Source organism: Pseudonocardia sp. EC080619-01 (genome assembly GCF_001420995.1).
In the GTDB taxonomy this organism is placed as follows: domain Bacteria; phylum Actinomycetota; class Actinomycetes; order Mycobacteriales; family Pseudonocardiaceae; genus Pseudonocardia.
Genome location: NZ_CP012184.1, coordinates 1,646,675 through 1,665,050, shown reverse-complemented (window position 1 = coordinate 1,665,050; position 18,376 = coordinate 1,646,675). Strand labels below are relative to the sequence as shown.

At 74.8% G+C, this 18,376-nt stretch carries 18 protein-coding genes; 9 read left to right on the top strand and 9 right to left on the bottom strand.

Annotated elements, in window-relative coordinates; all coding sequences use genetic code 11:
* Window positions 1–26: 26 nt before the first annotated feature.
* A complete protein-coding gene (locus tag AD017_RS07645; RefSeq protein WP_060573743.1) occupies window positions 27–1,214 on the top strand; it encodes an ROK family transcriptional regulator in 1,188 nt (395 codons plus the stop codon).
* A 4-nt stretch (window positions 1,215–1,218) separates the two neighbouring features.
* Here the strand turns inward: AD017_RS07645 and AD017_RS07640 are convergent, their stop codons facing one another.
* On the bottom strand, window positions 1,219–2,931 hold the full coding sequence (locus tag AD017_RS07640; protein WP_060576288.1) for a pyruvate dehydrogenase: 1,713 nt from the start codon (window positions 2,929–2,931) through the stop codon (window positions 1,219–1,221).
* A 238-nt stretch (window positions 2,932–3,169) separates the two neighbouring features.
* Between AD017_RS07640 and AD017_RS35195 the strand changes: the two genes are divergently transcribed.
* The gene (locus tag AD017_RS35195) at window positions 3,170–3,325 is read left to right on the top strand and encodes a hypothetical protein (protein ID WP_010226402.1); all 156 of its coding nucleotides are present in this window, start codon (window positions 3,170–3,172) and stop codon (window positions 3,323–3,325) included.
* A gap of 203 nt (window positions 3,326–3,528) precedes the next feature.
* Here AD017_RS35195 and AD017_RS07635 read toward each other — a convergent pair whose 3' ends face one another.
* A complete protein-coding gene (locus AD017_RS07635; RefSeq protein ID WP_227012689.1) occupies window positions 3,529–4,413 on the bottom strand; it encodes a 3-keto-5-aminohexanoate cleavage protein in 885 nt (294 codons plus the stop codon).
* A 168-nt stretch (window positions 4,414–4,581) separates the two neighbouring features.
* Between AD017_RS07635 and aroQ the strand changes: the two genes are divergently transcribed.
* The 7 genes from aroQ (at window position 4,582) to AD017_RS07600 (ending at window position 11,281) form a co-directional block, all read left to right on the top strand.
* Entirely contained in the window at window positions 4,582–5,184 is a 603-nt protein-coding gene (gene aroQ / locus AD017_RS07630) for a gamma subclass chorismate mutase AroQ (protein ID WP_202968835.1), read from the top strand.
* Window positions 5,185–5,283: 99 nt separating this feature from the next.
* Complete coding sequence (locus AD017_RS07625; RefSeq protein WP_060576286.1) at window positions 5,284–6,330, top strand: hypothetical protein; 1,047 nt, start codon at window positions 5,284–5,286, stop codon at window positions 6,328–6,330.
* Complete coding sequence (locus AD017_RS07620; protein ID WP_060573740.1) at window positions 6,327–7,073, top strand: aspartate/glutamate racemase family protein; 747 nt, start codon at window positions 6,327–6,329, stop codon at window positions 7,071–7,073. Before AD017_RS07625 ends, AD017_RS07620 begins: the two co-directional genes overlap by 4 nt.
* A gap of 127 nt (window positions 7,074–7,200) precedes the next feature.
* Window positions 7,201–7,923 carry a GntR family transcriptional regulator gene (locus AD017_RS07615; protein ID WP_060573738.1) on the top strand — a complete coding sequence of 241 codons (723 nt, stop codon included), beginning with the start codon at window positions 7,201–7,203 and terminating at the stop codon, window positions 7,921–7,923.
* Window positions 7,920–8,924, top strand: coding sequence for an ADP-ribosylglycohydrolase family protein (locus AD017_RS07610; RefSeq protein WP_060573737.1), 1,005 nt, complete (start codon window positions 7,920–7,922; stop codon window positions 8,922–8,924). Before AD017_RS07615 ends, AD017_RS07610 begins: the two co-directional genes overlap by 4 nt.
* A 9-nt stretch (window positions 8,925–8,933) precedes the next feature.
* A complete protein-coding gene (locus AD017_RS07605) occupies window positions 8,934–10,379 on the top strand; it encodes a cytosine permease (RefSeq protein ID WP_060573735.1) in 1,446 nt (481 codons plus the stop codon).
* Window positions 10,376–11,281, top strand: a complete 906-nt coding sequence (locus AD017_RS07600) for a PfkB family carbohydrate kinase (RefSeq protein ID WP_060573733.1) — start codon at window positions 10,376–10,378, stop codon at window positions 11,279–11,281. The genes AD017_RS07605 and AD017_RS07600 overlap by 4 nt, the downstream gene beginning before the upstream one ends.
* A 6-nt stretch (window positions 11,282–11,287) precedes the next feature.
* Here the strand turns inward: AD017_RS07600 and AD017_RS07595 are convergent, their stop codons facing one another.
* The 7 genes from AD017_RS07595 to AD017_RS07565 form a co-directional block, all read right to left on the bottom strand.
* Complete coding sequence (locus tag AD017_RS07595; RefSeq protein WP_139317005.1) at window positions 11,288–11,764, bottom strand: hypothetical protein; 477 nt, start codon at window positions 11,762–11,764, stop codon at window positions 11,288–11,290.
* 154 nt (window positions 11,765–11,918) lie between these two features.
* On the bottom strand, window positions 11,919–12,779 hold the full coding sequence (locus tag AD017_RS07590; RefSeq protein ID WP_060573729.1) for an alpha/beta fold hydrolase: 861 nt from the start codon (window positions 12,777–12,779) through the stop codon (window positions 11,919–11,921).
* On the bottom strand, window positions 12,776–13,414 hold the full coding sequence (locus AD017_RS07585; RefSeq protein WP_060573727.1) for an isochorismatase family protein: 639 nt from the start codon (window positions 13,412–13,414) through the stop codon (window positions 12,776–12,778). The genes AD017_RS07590 and AD017_RS07585 overlap by 4 nt, the downstream gene beginning before the upstream one ends.
* Window positions 13,411–13,929, bottom strand: a complete 519-nt coding sequence (locus tag AD017_RS07580; RefSeq protein WP_010223929.1) for a (2Fe-2S)-binding protein — start codon at window positions 13,927–13,929, stop codon at window positions 13,411–13,413. The genes AD017_RS07585 and AD017_RS07580 overlap by 4 nt, the downstream gene beginning before the upstream one ends.
* Complete coding sequence (locus tag AD017_RS07575) at window positions 13,926–16,283, bottom strand: xanthine dehydrogenase family protein molybdopterin-binding subunit (protein WP_060573725.1); 2,358 nt, start codon at window positions 16,281–16,283, stop codon at window positions 13,926–13,928. The genes AD017_RS07580 and AD017_RS07575 overlap by 4 nt, the downstream gene beginning before the upstream one ends.
* The gene (locus AD017_RS07570; RefSeq protein WP_010223925.1) at window positions 16,276–17,061 is read right to left on the bottom strand and encodes a xanthine dehydrogenase family protein subunit M; all 786 of its coding nucleotides are present in this window, start codon (window positions 17,059–17,061) and stop codon (window positions 16,276–16,278) included. The genes AD017_RS07575 and AD017_RS07570 overlap by 8 nt, the downstream gene beginning before the upstream one ends.
* Complete coding sequence (locus AD017_RS07565) at window positions 17,058–18,368, bottom strand: MFS transporter (RefSeq protein WP_227012688.1); 1,311 nt, start codon at window positions 18,366–18,368, stop codon at window positions 17,058–17,060. Before AD017_RS07565 ends, AD017_RS07570 begins: the two co-directional genes overlap by 4 nt.
* Between the last annotated feature and the right edge of the window lie 8 nt (window positions 18,369–18,376).

Below are 18,376 nucleotides of genomic sequence, written 5' to 3'. Positions count from 1 at the left end.
CCGCGCGCCCGGAGGTGTCAAACGAGATGGGGGCGGTGTCAGCCGGTTCACGTCCCGGCCGGGCCGAGACCGACCGCTGGCGGGCCACCGCGGAGGCCCTCCGGGAGGTCCGGCGCGAGCCCGGGCTGACCCGGGTCGAGCTGGCCCGGCGGCTGCGGCTGGCCAGCGGGTCGGCCACCGAGATCGCGGGCCGGCTGCGCGACCTGGGCTGGGTGGCCGAGGAGCGCGCGCCGTGCGGGGGCCGCGGCAGGCCCACCACCCGGCTCGTCCCGGCGCCGGGCGGGCCCGCCGTCGTCGCGGTCGACGTCCGGTTCGAGGACTGGCGGGCCGGGCTCGTCGGTCTCGACGGGGAGCCCGTCGCCGTGCGGTCCGGGCGGCACACCCGCCGGGACCCGGAGACCGTCGTCTCCCGGCTGGCCGCGGTCGTCGGCGAGCTGGTCGCGGAGCATCCCGGCCCGGTCGTCGCCACCGGTATCGGGGTCGCGGCCACGATCGTCGACGAGCATCTCGCCCAGGGCGCGGGCCAGGGCTGGAGCCCGCTCGACGTGCGCCGGATCGCCGCCGGGCACGGCCTGCCGGTGCTCGTCGGGAACGACGCGAACCTCGCCGGTGTCGCCGAGGTGCGCGACGGCGCCGCCGCCGGGGCGGGCACGGCGCTGTTCCTCACGGTCGAGGTCGGCATCGGCGGCGCCCTGCTGCTGCGCGGGCGCCCGCAGACCGGCGCGCGCGGTGCGGCGGGGGAGTTCGGGCACCTGCCGTTCGGGGACCCGTCGCTGGAGTGTGCGTGCGGTGCCCGGGGATGCTGGAACAACGGCACCGACGGCCGGGCGCTCGCCCGGATGCTCGGGGAACCCGAGCCCGACGACCCGTACTCCTACACCGGCCGGGTGCTCGACCGGGCGGCCGCCGGGGACGCCGCCGCGACGTCGGTGGTGACGTCGGCGGCCGCGTCGCTCGCCCGCGGCACGGCCGGCCTGGTCAACGCGCACGACCCGGAGGTCGTCGTGCTGGGCGGGCTCGCGCCCGCGCTCCGGGCCGCCGCCCCGGAGTCGTTCGCCGTCGCCTACGACGCCGGGCTGATGGCGTTCCGCCGGACCGAGCCGCCCCCGGTGCACGACGCCGCGCACGGTGCCGACGGCGTCCTGCGGGGAGCGGCGGCCATCGCCCTCGACCACGCCACCTCCCCGGCCGGGCTGGCGGCCCGCGCGGGCTGAGCGGTCACGGCCGCGGGATAGACCGCAGGTTGCTGCGCGCCAGCTCGATCATCTTCCCGACGCCGCCGTCGAGCACGGTGCGGGTCGCCGCGAGCGCGAACCCGCGGACCTGCGCCGCCGTGACGTGCGGCGGGATGGACAGCGCGTTCGGGTCGGTGCGCACGTCCACCAGGGACGGGCCGTCGTGGTCGAGCGCCGTCCGCAGTGCGGACCGGACGTGGTCCGGGTCCTCCACGGTGACGGCGTGCGCGCCCGCGGCGCGGGCGATCCCGGCCAGGTCGGCCGGGCCGTGGTCGGTCTGGAACGACGGGTAGCCCGCGACCATCATCTCCAGCCGGATCATGCCCAGCGATCCGTTGTTGAACGCGACGACGGTGAGCGGCAGCTCGTGCTCGACGGCGGTCAGCAGCTCACCGAGCAGCATCGTGAGCCCGCCGTCGCCGGACAGCGAGACCACCTGCCGTCCGGGGAACGCGCTCGCCGCGCCGATCGCGTGCGGCAGCGCGTTGGCCATCGTGCCGTGCCGGTAGGAGCCGATGATCCGGCGCCGGCCGTTGGGGGTCAGGTAGCGCGCGGCCCACACGTTGCACATGCCGGTGTCGACGGTGGCGATCGCGTCGTCGGCCATCTCGTCGTCGAGGACGTCGGCGACGTGCTCGGGGTGGATCGGACGCAGGTCCGAGACCTTCCGGGTGTAGGCGCCGACGACCTTCTCCAGCGCCTCGGCGTGCCGGCGCAGCATCCGGTCGAGGAAGCTCCGGTCGGTCCGCGCCGTGATCCGCGGCAGCAGGGCGGCCAGCGTGGACCGGGCGTCGCCGTGCACGCCGAGTTCCAGCACCGTGCGCCGGCCCAGGTGCGCGGCCTCGGCGTCGATCTGGACGGTGCGGGCCTGCGGCAGGAAGTCGTCGTAGGGGAAGTCGGTGCCGATCAGGATCAGCAGGTCCGCCTCGTGGGTGGCCTCGTAGCAGGCGCCGTAGCCGAGCAGCCCGCTCATGCCGACGTCGTACGGGTTGTCGTACTGGATCCACTCCTTGCCGCCGAGCGAGTGCCCGATCGGGGCCTGCACCGCCCCGGCCAGTGCGAGCACCTCGTCACGAGCGCCCGCGATCCCCGCACCGACGAACAGCGTCACCGACGACGCCCCGTCCACCAGCCGGGCCAGCTCGTCGACCTTCGCCGGGTCCGGGACGACGGTGCCGGACGGCGTCACCAGGTCCGAGTGGCCGGTGTCGTGCGCGGCCGGCTCGGCGCTGACGTCACCGGGCAGCACCAGCACCGAGACGTCGCGGTGGGCGATCGCGCTCTGCATCGCCATCCGCTGCATCCGCGGCATCTGCTCCGGACGGGAGATCAGCTCGCAGTAGCCCGAGCACTCGGCGAACAGGTGCTCCGGGTGGGTCTCCTGGAAGTAGCCGGTGCCGATCTGCACCGACGGGATGTGCGAGGCGATCGCCAGCACCGGCGCGCCGGTGCGGTGCGCGTCGTAGAGGCCCTGGACGAGGTGCGTGTTCCCGGGCCCGCAGCTGCCGGCGCATACGGCGAGCCGCCCGGTCAGCTGCGCCTCGGCGGCCGCGGCCAGCGCCGCGCCCTCCTCGTTGTGCACGTGCACCCAGCGGATCCGGCCGTCCCGGCGGATCGCGTCGGCGAGCGGGTTCAGGCTGTCCCCGACCAGTCCGTAGATCCGTTCGACGCCCGCCTGGTGCAGCAGCTCGATCATCTGGTCGGCCACGGTGCGGCTCACCGGCACGCTCCCTCCACTCGGTCCGTCGGGTGCAGGGTCCCCCGCTCACCGCTCGTCGAACCGCCGTGTGGTGTGCCGGCCGCGGCAGCCGGTCGATCCCCGTCACGCCGGCCGCCCGTACATCACGATCGGCGTGTCGGAATCGGTCCACGCGGTGCAGTGCCCGCGATGTCGATGTACATTCCACCCACATTCCGGAAGGGAGGATGATCGAATGATCATTCTGGGACTGATCTTGCTCGTCGTAGGGTATTTCCTGAACATCGGACTGCTCACCACGCTCGGCGGCATCCTGCTCGTGATCGGTGTGATCCTGGTGATCCTCGGTGCGATCGGCAAGCCGGTGGGTGGTCGGAAGACCTGGTTCTGACCAGGCCGATCGTTTCCCGGTGAGGTCCGGGTGACGGTCGGCTCGCGACGGGTCGAGGGGCGTGGTCCCGGGGAATTCCCCCCGGAGTCACGCCCCTCTCGCATTCCAGCTCGGCATCGGCCCGGTAATTCATGTTTCGCCGGTCGTCCCGGGGGTACCGCGACGTCATTCCCGGGGTACTCGATCATGAATTCCGGGGAATGTCACCGGACGCCCAGGATTGCGCGGGCACGGGCCGGGGAGGCCGGGGTCGCGCCGGCCGACTCGATCACCCGCAGCGCCCCCTCGACGAGCTCCCGGTTGGACGGTGCCGACCCCGCGCGGTCGTGGAAGTCCTCCAGTCCGACCCGCAGGTGCCCGCCGCGCCGCACCGCGAGCTCCGCCAGGCCGGACCCGACGACGTCACCACCCAGGACGGCCACCGACCACGGCAGGCCGGACGGCTCCAGCAGCTCCAGGTAGGCCTCCAGCGCGGCGGGCGTCGGCGGGAGCCCGAACTGCAGCCGGTCGGCGAAGTAGAGCTTCACGATCGCCCCCGGCGGCACCCGGCCGTGCCGGTGCAGGGTCAGCGTGGTCCGCAGGAAGCCCGGCTCGAAGATCGAGATGCTGGGCGCGGCGCCGAGCTCGGCGGTCCGGGCGAACATGTACTCGGTGTCGGCGAACGAGTTCTGGTACGGCTCGGGCGCGGCCGCCGCGGGACAGGTCCCGTCGTCGAGCAGGCCGACGTTCACCGAGCCCGGGTCGACGAGCGTCAACCCGCCCATCCGGCGCCGGGCGAGCTCCTCGACGTGCGCCCAGCGGCGCCGCACCGGGACGTCCCGGGCGCCGGCCGCCATCGTCGGGTAGAGCAGGGCGTCGGGGTGGCGGGCGAGCACCGGTTCCCACGCCTGCACGTACGGCTCGACGGCGTGCACCCCGTCCCGGGTGAACATCGGCTCGTCGTTGTGGTTGTGCACGATCGCGGCACCGAGGTCGAGCGCCTCCAGGGCCTGCTCGGTGACCTCCCCCGGGTTGCGGGGGACGTGCGGGTTCTGCTCCCGCGTCGTCGTGCCGTTCAGGGCCGCTTCGAGGATCACCGTCGAGTCCACGCCGGTCAGCATCCCGATCCCGCCCCGGCCTCGTCGAGATGCAGCTCGGCGTCGCCGGGAGATCGACGACTCGCGCTGACCTGCATCTCGGTGCGGGCCGGACGTGCCCGGACGGACCGGCGGGTGGCGCGGCGCGGCCGTCCGGTGGGGGGGCGTAGGGTCCTGCGCGTGACCGGGATCCGCCGTCGTGCCGCTGTCGTCGCCGCCTCCGTCGCGGTCGTCGCCCTGGTGGCCGGGTGCGGCGACCCGCCCGAGCCGCTGACGGACGGCCCGGCGGGCGCGGCCCCCGCCGACGGGCTGACCCGGGTCGTCGATCTCGCGGCCGAGCGGGCGGTGCTGTCCGACCGCGTCGCCGCCGCCAAGGCCGGTACCGGGCAGCCGGTCACCGACCCGGCCCGGGAGAAGGTCGTCGTCGACGACGCCCGCGCCGACGCGGCCCGCGACGGCGTCGATCCCGAGTGGACCGCCCGGGTGTTCGCCGACCAGATCGCGGCGAGCACCCAGGTGCAGGAGGACCTGCTCCGGCGCTGGACCGAGCAGCCCGGCGCCCGCCCCGCCCCGGTGGACCTGGCGCAGGTGCGCCCGGAGCTCGACCGGATCGGCGACGAGCTGGTCGCCGCGCTGAAGCTGGCGACACCCGCCCGGGCACACGAGGACTGCGCGTCGTCGCTCGCGCAGGCCGCGGTCACCCGGTCGGCGACGCTCGACGACGTGCACCGGGCCGCCCTCGGCCGTGCCCTGATGTCGGTCTGCGACGGCACCCCGGAGTAGCCGCCCGCGCGTGACGGTCCTGTTTCGGCCCCGCCCAGGTCTTGCGTACCCGGATAGTACGTGCTCGGATTAACAGGACGAGCCATGGAGGTGGTCGCGATGGACCAGAACCTGTTCAACGACATCTGTCTGCAGCAGCTGACCCTGTCCGGCGTGCACGAGGGCGAGACCGTCGTGGTGCTGACCCGGGGCGCGGAGCGGACCGAGTACGCCGACGCCTTCCTCTGGGCGATCCAGAAGCTCGGCGCGACCGGCTACCACATGCGCCTGCCGTCCCCGGCGAGCGCGAACGGCGCCTGGGCGGTGGGTGACTCCGGCCTGGGGAACATCCCGCTGGCCGTCGACGCCCTGAAGGCCGCCGACATGGTCGTCGACTGCACGTTCCTGCTCTTCTCGCCCGAGCAGTTCGCGATCCAGGACGCCGGCACCCGGATCCTCACCGCCGTCGAGCCGCCCGAGCTGCTCGCCCGGCTGATGCCGACCACCGAGCTGCGCGAGCGCGTCGAGACCGGCGCCGAGCTCCTCGCCAAGGCGTCGGCCATGCGGATCACCAGCCCGCACGGCATCGACGTCACCTATCAGCTCGGCATGTACCCGACCATGAGCGAGTACGGCTACACCGACACCCCCGGCCGCTGGGACCACTGGCCGGCCGCGTTCGTGTTCACCGGCGGGTCGGACACCGGCGTCGACGGGAAGATCGTCCTCGCACCCGGGGACGTGCTGCTGCCGTTCAACACCTACGTGCAGACCCCGGTGGAGATCACCATCGAGGAGGGCTTCATCCGCGACATCCGCGGCGGCGCCGGCTCCTCGGGACTCGACGCGGACCTCCTGCGCTCCTACATCGAGAGCTTCGACGACCCGCGCGGCTACGGCATGAGCCACGTCGGCTGGGGTCTCGACGAGCGCGCGCACTGGCACGGGCTCACCCAGTTCGGCGGCGGCATGGGGATGGAGCTGCGCAGCTTCTACGGCAACGTCATGTTCTCCATCGGCCCGAACAACGAGCTCGGCGGCCCGAACGACACCGCCTGCCACTTCGACATCCCGATGCGCGGCAACTCCCTCTACCTCGACGACGAGCTGATCGTCGACGCCGGTGCGCTCACCGTGCCCGAGATGCGGCCGGTGAACCGCCGATGACCGACCACCACATCGGGATGATCGTCCCGAGCTCGAACCTCACGATGGAGACCGAGCTGCCGCGGATGCTGCGTGCCCGCGAGGACGCGCTGCCCGGCGACCGCTTCGTCTTCCACGCCGCCCGGGCCCGGATGCAGCACGTGACCCCCGAGCAGCTGCGCGCGATGAACGCCCAGGCCCAGCGGGCCGCCACCGAGCTGGCCGACGCCCGTCCGGACGTCGTCGCCACCGCGTGCCTCGTCGCGATCATGGCCCAGGGGCCCGGCTACCACTGCACCGCCGAGGACGACATCACCGCGGCGTTGCGGGCCGAGGGCTCGGAGGCGCCGGTCGTGTCCAGCGCCGGCGCGCTGCTGTCGGGCATCGCCGCGCTCGGGGCGCGGCGGGTCGCGATCATCACGCCGTACATGGAGCCGCTGACGAAGGCGGTCGTCACCTACATCGAGGACGCCGGCGTCGAGGTCGTGGACGCGCTGTCGCTGGAGGTGCCGGACAACCTCGCCGTCGCCCGGCTGGACCCGGCCGACCTGCGCGAGCACCACCGGAGGCTCGACCTCACCCGCGCCGACGCGCTCGTGCTCAGTGCCTGCGTGCAGATGCCGTCGCTGCCCTCGGTCCAGCCGGTGCAGGACGAGATCGGCATCCCCGTGCTGTCCGCGGCCACCGCGACCACCCACCGGATCCTCACCGAGCTGGGTCTCGACCCGCGGGTCCCCGGCGCCGGGGCGCTGCTGGCCGGCTGACCGCCGCCGCCCGTGGCCCGTACCCCGACACGGGGTGCGGGCCCGTCGGCGTGGCCGGATCCGCGCAGGTCGGGGCCGGTGAACGGGGTCTGGACAGGGCCCGGCATCGTGCTGTACATGTTTGTACATGTCTGAACAGGGTGGCCGGGGCAAGCGGGCCCGGCTCGTCGCGGACCTGACCGGCCGGATCCGTTCCGGCCTGCTTGTGCACGGCGAGCGCCTGCCGGGGGAGAACCAGCTCGCGCAGACCTACGAGGTGTCCCGCGGGACCGTGCGCAGTGCGCTCGCCGAGCTCCAGCGTCGCGACCTCATCGCCACCGAGACCGGGGTCGGCTCGTTCGTCACCTTCGACGGGGCGCCGCTCGACCAGCAGGTCGGCTGGGCCCGCGCGCTCGCCGGTGCGGGCGCCGAGGTCACCACCGAGCTGCTCGGCATCACCGCGGGCGGCGACCCGGCCGTCGCGGAGCGCGAGGGACCGCTGGTCACCGTCCGGCGGCTGCGGCGCGCCGACGGCCGCCCCGTCTCGCTGGAGACCGCGTCGCTCCCGGCGGGCGGAGCGCTCGCCGGGCTCCCGGACCGCGGCCTCGTCGACGGCTCCATCACCGCCACCCTCGCCGCGGCCGGCCTGCACGGCGCCGGCGGCGAGCAGTGGATCTCGGCGGAACCCCTCGACGCCGCCGACGCCGTCCGCCTCGAACGGACGCCGGGCGAGCTGTTCCTGCGGGCGGTGCGGGTCACCCGCACCGCCGACGGCGCGCTCGCCGAGCACGTCGTCAGCCTCCTCGACCCGCAGCGCTTCCGGTTCCACCTCGCGTTCGGCGGCACCACGACGGCCGGGGACGCCCGGTGAGCGGCGAGCACGACCGCGCGCTCGGCGCGCTGCTCGGCCTCGCCGTCGGCGACGCGCTCGGCATGCCGACCCAGTCGATGTCGCGGGAGGCGATCGCGGAGCGCTACGGCGTCGTCGACCGGCTCCTCGACGGCGCCGACGACCAGCCGATCGCCCCGAAGCTCCCCGCCGGGACCGTCACCGACGACACCGAGCAGGCCCTGCTGCTCGCCCGGATCCTCGTCGCCCACGACGGGCGGGTGCCGCCGCGGGTGTTCGCGGCCGCGCTCGAGGACTGGGAGCAGGAGATGATCCGGCGCGGGTCACGGGACCTGCTCGGCCCCTCCACGAAGCTCGCGCTGACCCGGCTCGCCGACGGCGAGTCCCCCGAGCGGGCCGGCCGCGACGGTGTCACCAACGGCGCCGCGATGCGGGTCGCCCCCGTCGGCATCGCCTGCACCGGGGCGCGGCTGCTCGACGCCGTCGTGGAGTCCGCGGTCGTCACCCACCACACCGCGCCCGGGATCGCCGCCGCCGCGGCGGTCGCCGCCGCGGTCTCCACCGCGGTGTCCGGTGCGGGGCTCCCCGCCGCGCTGGACGCCGCGGTGGACGCGGCCCGGGCCGGTGCCGGCCGCGGCGGGTGGGCGGCCGGTGCCTCGGTCGCCGACCGGCTGGTGGTCGCCCGCCGGATGCTGCCCGGGCTCGCCCCGGACGCCCTCGCCGACGCCGTCGCCGGTGTCGTCGGGACCTCGGTGACGGCCACCGAGTCGGTCGTCGCCGCGTTCGGCCTGGCCGCAGCACTCGGTGACGACCCGCGGGCCGCGCTGGTCACCGCCGCGTCGCTGGGCGGGGACACCGACACGGTCGCCGCGATCTGCGGCGCCGTCCTCGGCGCGGTGCACGGTGCCGCGGGCCTGCCCACCGATCTCGTCGCGACCGTGCGCCGGGTCAACGCACCGCTGCTCGACCCCCTCGACGACGTGGTCGCGGGGCTGCTCCACCTCCGGTCCACCGCCCGATAGGAGGCCGCCATGGCCACCGGTACCACCGAGACCGACGCCGGTACCGCCGGCGGAGCGCTCGAGACCCGCGGCATCGAGCCCGTCCCCGTCGCCGAGCGGCACGGGCGTCCGGGCGAGCTCTTCTGGGTCTGGTTCGCCGCCAACATCTCGATCCTCGGCCTCCCGCTGGGGGCGACGCTGGTCGCGTCCGGGCTCACGGTCTGGCAGGCGGTGATCGCCGCCGTGCTGGGCGCGGTCGGGTCGTTCGCCATCGTCGGCGCGGTCTCGATCGCGGGCCGCCGCGGCGGCGCCCCCGGACTGACGCTGTCCCGGGCCGTGTTCGGTGTGCGGGGCAACATCGGCCCGACGCTGGTGTCGCTGCTCTCCCGGCTCGGCTGGGAGACCGTCAACACGACGACGGCCGCGTTCGCCCTGCTCTCGCTGGTCACCATCGTCGCGGGTACCAGCCCGGCGGCGAAGGACCATCCGGTGATCATGATCGCCTGCATCGCGGTGTTCGTGCTCTGCACGGTGCTGGTCGCCGGGCTCGGGCACGGCGTGCTGGTGGCCGTCCAGCGCTGGGCGACCTGGGTGTTCGGGGCGCTGAACATCCTGGTCGGCGGCTTCCTGGTGGCCACCGTGGACTGGACGGCCGTCGCCGCGGCGACGCCCGCGCCCACCGGTGCGGTGGTGGCCGCGGTCGGCGTGATCGCCGCCGGGACGGGCATCGGCTGGGCGAACGCCTCGGCCGACATGTCCCGCTACCAGTCGCCGTCGGTGCGGGCCGGGTCGCTCGTGCTGTCGGCGGCCGCCGGTGCCGGGATCCCGCTGGTGCTGCTGATCTCGCTGGGCAGCCTGCTCGCCGCCGGTGATCCCGCGCTCGCCGAGGCCGGTGACCCGGTCGCCGCGATCCGCGACCTCCTCCCGGCCTGGATGGCGATCCCGTACCTGGTCGCCGCGTTCGGCGGCCTGCTGCTCTCCAACCACCTCTCGGTGTACTCGGCCGGGCTCACCACCCTGACCCTCGGCGTGCGGCTCCCGCGGGTGTACGCGGTCGTCGTCGACGTGCTGGTGACGTTCGCCGGGGCGATCTACTTCATGCTCGTCGCCGACGGCTTCTACACGCCCTTCATCGCCTTCATCAGCGCGCTGGCCGTGCCGATCACCGCGTGGGTCGGGGTGTTCGCGGTCGACATGCTGCGGCGCACCCACTACGACCCGGACGCGCTGATGGACACCGGGCGCACCAGCCGCTACTGGTACCGCGCCGGGATCGAGCCGCGGGCGACCACGGCCTGGGCGCTCGCGATCGTCGCCGGGTACCTGTTCGCGACCGTCGGTCCCTCGTCGCAGCCGTGGTTCACCGGGCCGCTGGCCGGGACCTGGTTCGGTGAGAACGGGCTGGCCTGGGTGATCACCTTCGTCGTGGCGGCCGGGGCGTACGCGCTGCTCGGCGGGTCCCGGGAGCCGCGGTGAGCGGCCGGCTGGTGCACACCGGCCAGGTGCTCGTCGACCTGGTCATGCGGGTGCCCGCGCTGCCGCCGCCGGGCGGGGACGTCATGGCCTCGGACACCGCGATGCTGCCCGGGGGCGGGTTCAACGTCGTCGCCGCGGCCGCCCGGGCCGGTGCCCCGGTGCTCTACGCCGGTGGCCACGGCACCGGGCCCCGCGGCGAGCTGGTCCGGGCGGCGCTGGCCGCCGAGGGCGTGCAGGTCGCGGCACCGCCCGACGCCGGTGGCGACACCGGGATCTGCGTGACGCTGGTCGAGCCGTCCGGTGAGCGGACGTTCGTGACCGGCAGCGGCGTGGAGTCCGGCCTGGCGGGCGGGCTGCCGCCGACCGGACCGGACGACGTGCTCTACGTGTCCGGCTACAGCCTGCTCGTCCCGGACAAGGCCGCCCAGGTCGTGGAGGCTGCGGCGGACACCGCCGGCACCGTGCTGCTCGATCCCGGACCGCTGGTCGGCGACGTCCCGGCCGGGACGTGGGCCCGGATGCTCGCGGCGACCGGGGTGCTCAGCTGCAACGCCCGGGAGGCGAAGCTGCTGTCCGGTGAACCGGATGCCACCGCCGCGGGCCGCGAGCTCGCCCGGCGGCTCCCGGACGGTGCGGTGGTCGTGGTGCGCGACGGCGCCGCGGGCTGCGTGCTGGTCCGGGACGGGCGGGCCGAGCAGGTCCCGGCGCCGTCCGTGCGGGCGGTCGACACCAACGGGGCCGGGGACGCGCACTGCGGGGTTCTCGCCGCCGAGCTGCTGCGCGGCGCCGGGTGGGCCGTCGCCGCGCGCCGGGCGAACGCCGCCGCGGCGCTCGCCGTGACCCGGCACGGCCCGGCGACGGCCCCGACCCGGGCCGAGGTGGACGCGCTGCTCACCGCCTGAGGCGGATCAGCCGGGGGCACCGACCGCGGTCGCCATGCCCTGCACGGCCTCCTGCACCTCGCGGAAGGCGGGGCCGCAGGTGGCCGGGTCGCCGCCGCCGACCGTGCCCGGATCGGTCGCGCAGCCCGCGGTGAACCGGTCGACGGCCGCCTCGGTGGCGTCGGCCTGCGGGGCCGCGGCGGGCGCGTCCCGGCGGACCTGCCCGACGACGTTGCGGATCTCGGTGACGAACCGCCCGCAGCGCGGGAAGACCTGCGCCGGGTCGCCGTCGAAGCAGGTGTCCTCGGCGAAGAACCGGAACTTGGTGCGCAGGGCGTCGAGGCCGGGGGCGCCGACGCGGTCGGAGGCACTCGTGCCCTCGCCGGTGGTGGTCCGGGTGGTCGCCGGGCCGGTCCCGCACCCGGCGAGCACGAGGAGGGCCGCCACCGCGACGGTGGCGGCCCGGACGGACACGCGACGGCCGGATCGGGTTCGGGGACGCACCCGGCCACGGTAATCCCGCCGTCCCCGGCCCGGCACGACGGCCGGGCACCGCGCCGGGCACCGCGCCGAACACCGAGCCGACGCCCGAACGGCACGCCATGCACCCGGCGGTCGGTGTGACGGGTGCACGGCGTGCCGTGCGGCGGGGACCGGCTCAGCCGGCGGCGTGCTCCAGCGCCTCGCGCAGCAGAGTCAGTGCCGCGGGCGGGTTGTCCCAGAACACCATGTGCCCGGCGTCCGGGACGCCGGCGAGCCGGGCGGCCGGGTTCGCCGCGCCGATCTCGGCGACCCCGGCGGCGGGGACCACGGGGGAGCCGTCGCCGTACAGGACGGTGACCGGCCCGGGGACCTCCGGCCACGCGGTGAAGAAGTCCTCGCTCTCGAACCCGGCGTGGGTCGCGCGGATCGCGGCCTCGTCGCAGGACGAGAGCCACCGTGCCCGCAGCTCCTGCTCCGCCCGCGGCCAGCGCGGCCAGGCGCGGGCGACCTCGTCGGCGTCGGTGCCGCGCTGCGCCTCGTGCAGCTGCCCGAGGAACGCCTCCAGGGTCGTCGGGTACGGGTCGCGGCCGGGCCCGGACAGCGGCGGGTCGACCAGCACCGCGCCGCGGACCGGGCGCCGTGTCGCGGCGACGGCGGCGATCCGGGCGCCCATGGAGTGTCCGAACAGGATCGTCTCGGACCCGAGGCCGAGCCCCTCCAGGACGGCGAGCACGTCGCCCGCGTAGTCGTCGAGCGTCCACGAGGTGCCGGTGTCGGACAGGCCACGGCCGCGGACGTCGAGCACCACCGGGCGGAAGCCGTCGGTGAGCTCGCGCGCGACGAAGTCCATCGTGACCGCCGGGCTGGTGATGCCGGGCAGGACGAGCACGGGGACCCCGGGGCCGCAGTAGTCGAGCAGGTGCAGGCGGACGTCGCCGTTGCGCACCCAGCGGGACACGGCGGGCACGTCGGCGAGGTCGGCCAGCGCGTCCTGGCGGACCTGGCGGGTGGTGAGCGTCGCCGTCGTCGGGGTCATGCGATCTCCTTCAGGTACCCGAGCGCGTCGCCGAGGGAGATCACGTCGCCGTACTTCGCTCCGATGTCGAACAGGTTGGCCTCGTGCGGGCCGTCGGCCCGGTCGCCGACGCACTCGCGCGGGACGAGCACACCGAACCCGGACTGCACCGCGTCGACGGCGGTGGCGCGCACGCAGCCGCTGGTGGTGGCGCCGCAGACCAGCACGGTGTCCACCCCGGCCGCGGTGAGGAACGCGGCGAGACCGGTCTCGAAGAACGCCGAGGCACCCTTCTTGGTGAGCACGTGGTCGCGCTCGCCGACCGGCAGCCGGGTGTCGAGCGCGACCGACGGCGAGCCCTCGGCGAGCCCGCGCATGCCCGGCACCTTCACCAGCCACGGCAGCGTGTCGAGCTCGGCGGGGGAGAAGGCGATGGTCGTCCAGACGACCGGGGCCCCGGCCGCCCGGGCCGCCTCGACCAGCGACGACGTCGCCGCGACGACGTCGGTCAGGTCCGCCCCGGTCGGGTACGCCGGGTCGGTGAACCCGGCCGTCAGGTCGACGACGACGACGGCGGGCCGCGGCCCCCGGCGGGTCTCGGCCCCGAACCCGGCGCGCGAGTAGGTGGCGTCGGTGGACTCTCCGTGCAGACTCAACGGGTGCTCCCTGCGGTGTCGAGTGCGGCCTGGAGGCTCGCACGGCGGCGGGACGCGCAGTCGTCGACCGCGTCCACGACGGTCTGGTAGCCGGTGCACCGGCAGAGGTTCGAGGCGACGACCTCGCGGATCTCCTCGCGGGTCGCGCCGGGCTCCTCGGCGAGGAACCCCTCGGCGAGCATCAGGAAGCCGGGGGTGCAGAACCCGCACTGCAGCCCGTGGTGCTCGCCGAAGCAGCGCTGCAGGTCCGACAGCTCGCCGTCGGGGCCCGCCAGCGACTCGACGGTGCGGATCTCCGCGTTCTCGACCTGCGCGGCGAACAGCAGGCAGGCGCGCGCGGGGCGGCCGTCGACGAGGACGGTGCACGCCCCGCAGATGCCGTGCTCGCAGCCGACGTGCGTGCCGGTGAGGCCGAGGTCGTGGCGCAGCACGTCGGCGAGGGTGCGGCGCGGCGGGATCGCCAGCTCGTGGCGCTCGGAGTTGACGGTCAGCTCGACCAGCTGCACGTCGGTCATGACGCCTCCTCGTGCGGCGCGAGAGCCGCGAAGATCGCGTGCCGGGGGATCGGGGTGGAGTCCAGCTCGACGCCGGTGCCGCGCAGGGCGTCGTTGACGGCGTTGAGGACGGCGGCCGGCGCGCCGATCGTGCCACCCTCGCCGGCGCCCTTCGCCCCGTTCGCGGTGAACGCGCACGGCGTCTCGAGGTGCTCGATCCGCACGTCCGGGATCTCGGCGGCGGTCGGCACCTTGTACTCCATGAAGCTCGGCGCCAGCGGCTGGCCGGCCTCGTCGTAGAGGACCTCCTCGAACAGCGCACCGGCGATGCCCTGGGCGATGCCGCCGCGGGCCTGGCCCTCCACGACCCGCGGGTGGATCGCGACGCCGCAGTCCTCCACGCACACGTAGCGGAGGATCTCGACGCCGCCGGTGCCGGGGTCGAGCGCGACCACGCAGCCGTGGGTGGCGTTGGAGAACGTGCCGTCGCCGCCGACGTCGAAGCTCGCCGTCGCCGTCAGCCCGGGGCCGACGTCCTTGGGCAGCAGGTGCGACCGCAGGTAGGCGACCTCGGCGAGCTCGGTGAAGGGCAGCGTGCGGTCAGCGGCGCGGACGCCGCCGCGGCCGTCGAGCTCGCAGGTGTCGACGTCGACCCCGGCCAGGTGCGCGGCCAGCGCGCGGAGCTGGTCGCCGAGCTTCACCGCGGCGGCCGACGCCGCGGAGCCGCCGATGGTGACCGAGCGGGACGCGAACGAGCCCCAGCCGTAGGTGATCCGGTCGGTGTCACCCTGCACGATCTTGACCTTGTCGTAGGGCACCCCGAGCCGGTCGGCGACGATCTGGGCGAACGTCGTCTCGTGGCTCTGGCCGTGCGACAGCGTGCCGGTGGTGACCGACACGGTCCCGTCGAGGTCCATCGTGATCTGGGAGAGGTCGAAGCCGGGCACGACCTGCATCTTCCGCTGGGCGAAGGCGCCCGAGCCGTAGCCGGTGCGCTCGGAGAAGCAGGAGTACCCGATCCCGACGACGCGGCCGGGCTCGGTGTGGCGGTGCCAGCCCTCGTCGCGCAGCACCCGCTCGCACAGGTCGAGGGACTCGAGGTAGGACCCGGGGTCGTAGGTGATGTTGTTGATCCCGCGGTAGGGGAACTCGGTGATCAGGTTGCGGCGGCGGACGTCGAGCGCGTCGAGCCCGAGCGACCGGGCGGCGCGCTCCATCAGGCGCTCCATCACCATCACGTACTGCGGGCGGGACACCCCGCGGTACGGCGCGGTCGGCGCCTTGTTGGTCGTGACCGCGCGGCCCCGGACCCGGTAGGCCGGGACCCGGTAGACGCCGGGCATCTCGGCCGACGCCATCAGGGGCTCGATCCCGGCGGTGAACGGGTAGCAGGAGTAGGCGCCCATGTCGCAGACGACGTCGGCCTCCAGCGCCAGGATCGCGCCGTCGGCGTCGAACGCGGCCCGGGCCGTGTAGTGCTGCTCGCGGGCGAGGAAGCTCGCGGTCAGCGCCTCCCGGCGGTCCTCGATCCACTTCACCGGCCGGCGCAGCCGGCGGGCGGCGGCCGCGGCGGCGATCTCCTCGCGGCCGACGACGCACTTCTGCCCGAACCCGCCGCCCATGTCCGGCACGGTGACCCGGACCTGCTTCTCGTCGAGCCCGGCACAGCGGGCGAGGACGGTCCGGACCTGGTGCGGGACCTGGGTGCAGGTGCGCACGAGCAGCTGCTCGTCGCGGTCGTCCCAGTCGGCGACGACGCCGCGGGTCTCCAGCGGCAGGGCGTTCTGCCGCCCGGTGCGGGCCTCGACGGACACCACCGTGTGGGCGGCGTCGAAGACGGCGTCGATGCCCTCGGTGGCGAACAGCGAGACGTCGACGAGCACGTTGCCCGGCGCCTCGTCGTGCACCGGGGCACCGGCCGCGGCGAGCGCGGCGGTCTCGGTCACCACCGGGTCGAGCGGCTCATAGTCGACGACCGCGGCCTCGACGCCGTCCTCGGCGGCGTACGGGTCGGTCGCGAGGACGACGGCGACCGGCTCGCCGACGTAGCGCACCTTGTCGCGGGCCAGCACCGGCATCGACGTCGGCGTGAACTCCTCGGCGGGCCGGTCCAGCAGGGCGGTGATGTCGGCGAGACCGAGGCCGGCGGCGTCGAACGCGGCGACGACGCCCGGCACCCCGCGCACCTCGGAGAGGTCGACCGAGGTGAGCAGGGCGTGCGCCTCGGTGCTGCGGACGAACGCGGCGTGCAGCATCCGCGGCAGCGTGATGTCGTCGACGAACCGGCCGCGGCCGGCGAGCAGCCGCGGGTCCTCGCGGCGCGGCACGTCCGCGCCGACCCACGTCCCGTCGGTCCGGAACCCGGGCTCACGCATCGGGCACCTCCTCCCGTGCGCGGGCGACGAGCGTCCGGACCAGCCCGCGCCGGTACGACGCCGGGACGCCCGGCTCGTCGCGCAGGTCGAGACCGTCCGCGACCTCGCCGGGGGAGCCGGCCGGGCGGACGGCGACCGGCACGGAACCGACCCCGCCCAGCACGACCGACTCCGTGTCCAGGTCCACCCCCGCCGCGACGACGGCGAAGTCGCCCCGCCGGTCGGCGTACTCGGTCAGCGCGGCGCGCGGTGCCGGGCGCGGGAAGACGATCTCGACGATCACCTCGTCCGGCTCCAGCGCCGTGGTGAAGGGCCCGAGGAAGAACCCGCCGGCGGCGACGTCGCGCCGTCCGGCCGGGCCCTCGACGACGATCACCGCGTCCAGCAGGACGGCGAGCAGGCACCACTCGGCCGTCGCGTCGGCGTGGGCGATGCTGCCGCCCACCGTGCCCCGGGTGCGGATCGGCAGGTGGCCGACCCACCGCATGGTCCGGGACAGCACCGCGAAGTCCGGCCCGAGATCGGCCTTCTCGACGTCGCGGTGGGTGGTCAGCGCACCGATCCGCAGGGCGCCGCCGTCACGGCGGATCCCGGCCAGGCCGGGCACGTGGGTGATGTCGACCAGGTGCCCGGGGCGGGCCATCCGGTAGTTCATCATCGCGACCAGGCTCTGCCCGCCGGCCAGGATCTTCGGTTCCTCCTCGGCCAGCTCGCCGAGCAGGGCCACCGCACCGGTGACCGACGACGCCCGGTGGTAGGTGAAGGGAGCGGGTTTCACGCCTTCTCCACCACCTGCGCGTCGGTCTGCTCCTCGGTCCCGGTGATCCTGTCCAGCTCGCGGCCGCGGGTCTCCGGCGCGCCGAGCGCCATGAACACCACCGCGGCGACGACGAGCAGGCCCATCAGGGTGAAGGTCAGCGGGAGGCCCAGCACCGGCCACAGCAGGCTGCCGAAGACCAGCGGGACGAACCCGGTGACCGCCCGGCTCGACGACGACGCCCAGCCGAACCCGGACGCCCGCAGCTCGGTCGGGTAGAGCTCGGAGACGTAGGCGTACATGACCGGGATGACGACCAGGGCGAAGAACCCGAACACCGCGATCATCGCGATCGCCGCCGCCGACGACTCCATGACCAGAGAGAACACGATCAGCGACAGCGCGGCCAGTGGTGCCGCGATACCGATGACCCACTTGCGGCCGAGCGTCTCGACCAGCAGCACCGAGGTGATCACGCCGAGGATGCCGACGGCGTTCATCACCGTCGTGGAGCCGAACGCGGCGACCTCGCCCATGCCCTGGGCGCGCAGGATCGACGGCATCCAGGACAGCGCGGCGTAGTAGACGACCATGACCGTGATGAACAGCGACCACGCGACGCCGGTGATCCGCGGCGAGAACGCCCAGACCAGCTTCAGCTGCTCGGCGACGGCACCGACGCCGCGCCGGCCGGACCGGACGGGCTCCGGGGCGACGGCGGCGATCGCGTAGGGCTCCGGGGTGGCGCCGGTGCGGCGGACCAGGTCGTCGATGACGACGCGGGCCTCGGCCTCGCGGCCGGTGCGGGCCAGGTACAGTGGGGACTCCGGGACACCGCGGCGGATCCAGAACAGCAGGATCGCGGGCAGCACCATCAGGGCGAGCATCCAGCGCCAGTTGCCCTCGACCGGGACCAGCAGGGTCGCCGAGAGCCCGGCCAGCGTGGTGCCGATCGGCCACCAGCCGTCCATCGCGGCGAGCACCCTGCCGCGTTGCTTGCGTGGTGAGAACTCGCTGACGATCGCGTAGTCGACCGGGATGCAGCCACCGAGGCCGACACCGGCCAGGAACCGCAGTGCCAGGAAGATCTCCCAGCTCGGCGACAGCGCGCCGAGCACCGAGAACAACGCGAAGATCAGCAGCGTGATGCTGAAGGCGCGCTTGCGGCCCATCCGGTCGGCGATCGTGCCGAACGCGACGGCGCCGACCGCCATGCCGACCAGGTTCGCCGTGGCGACCAGCCCGCGCTGCCCGGTGGAGAGGTCGAACTCGGTGCCGAGCAGCGGGGTGAGGAAGCCGTTGAGGGCGACGTCCCACGCGTCGAACATGTAGCCGA

Coding starts and splice junctions, on each gene's coding strand:
- AD017_RS35195 (WP_010226402.1), top strand. CDS start 3,170: ATGATCATTCTGGGACTGATCTTGCTCGTCGTAGGGTATTTCCTGAAC.
- AD017_RS07605 (WP_060573735.1), top strand. CDS start 8,934: ATGGCCACCGGTACCACCGAGACCGACGCCGGTACCGCCGGCGGAGCG.
- AD017_RS07640 (WP_060576288.1), bottom strand. CDS start 2,931: ATGATCGAGCTGCTGCACCAGGCGGGCGTCGAACGGATCTACGGACTG.
- AD017_RS07580 (WP_010223929.1), bottom strand. CDS start 13,929: ATGACCGACGTGCAGCTGGTCGAGCTGACCGTCAACTCCGAGCGCCAC.
- AD017_RS07590 (WP_060573729.1), bottom strand. CDS start 12,779: ATGACCCCGACGACGGCGACGCTCACCACCCGCCAGGTCCGCCAGGAC.
- AD017_RS07565 (WP_227012688.1), bottom strand. CDS start 18,368: ATGTTCGACGCGTGGGACGTCGCCCTCAACGGCTTCCTCACCCCGCTG.
- AD017_RS07645 (WP_060573743.1), top strand. CDS start 27: ATGGGGGCGGTGTCAGCCGGTTCACGTCCCGGCCGGGCCGAGACCGAC.
- AD017_RS07575 (WP_060573725.1), bottom strand. CDS start 16,283: ATGCGTGAGCCCGGGTTCCGGACCGACGGGACGTGGGTCGGCGCGGAC.
- AD017_RS07620 (WP_060573740.1), top strand. CDS start 6,327: ATGACCGACCACCACATCGGGATGATCGTCCCGAGCTCGAACCTCACG.
- AD017_RS07615 (WP_060573738.1), top strand. CDS start 7,201: ATGTCTGAACAGGGTGGCCGGGGCAAGCGGGCCCGGCTCGTCGCGGAC.
- AD017_RS07625 (WP_060576286.1), top strand. CDS start 5,284: ATGGACCAGAACCTGTTCAACGACATCTGTCTGCAGCAGCTGACCCTG.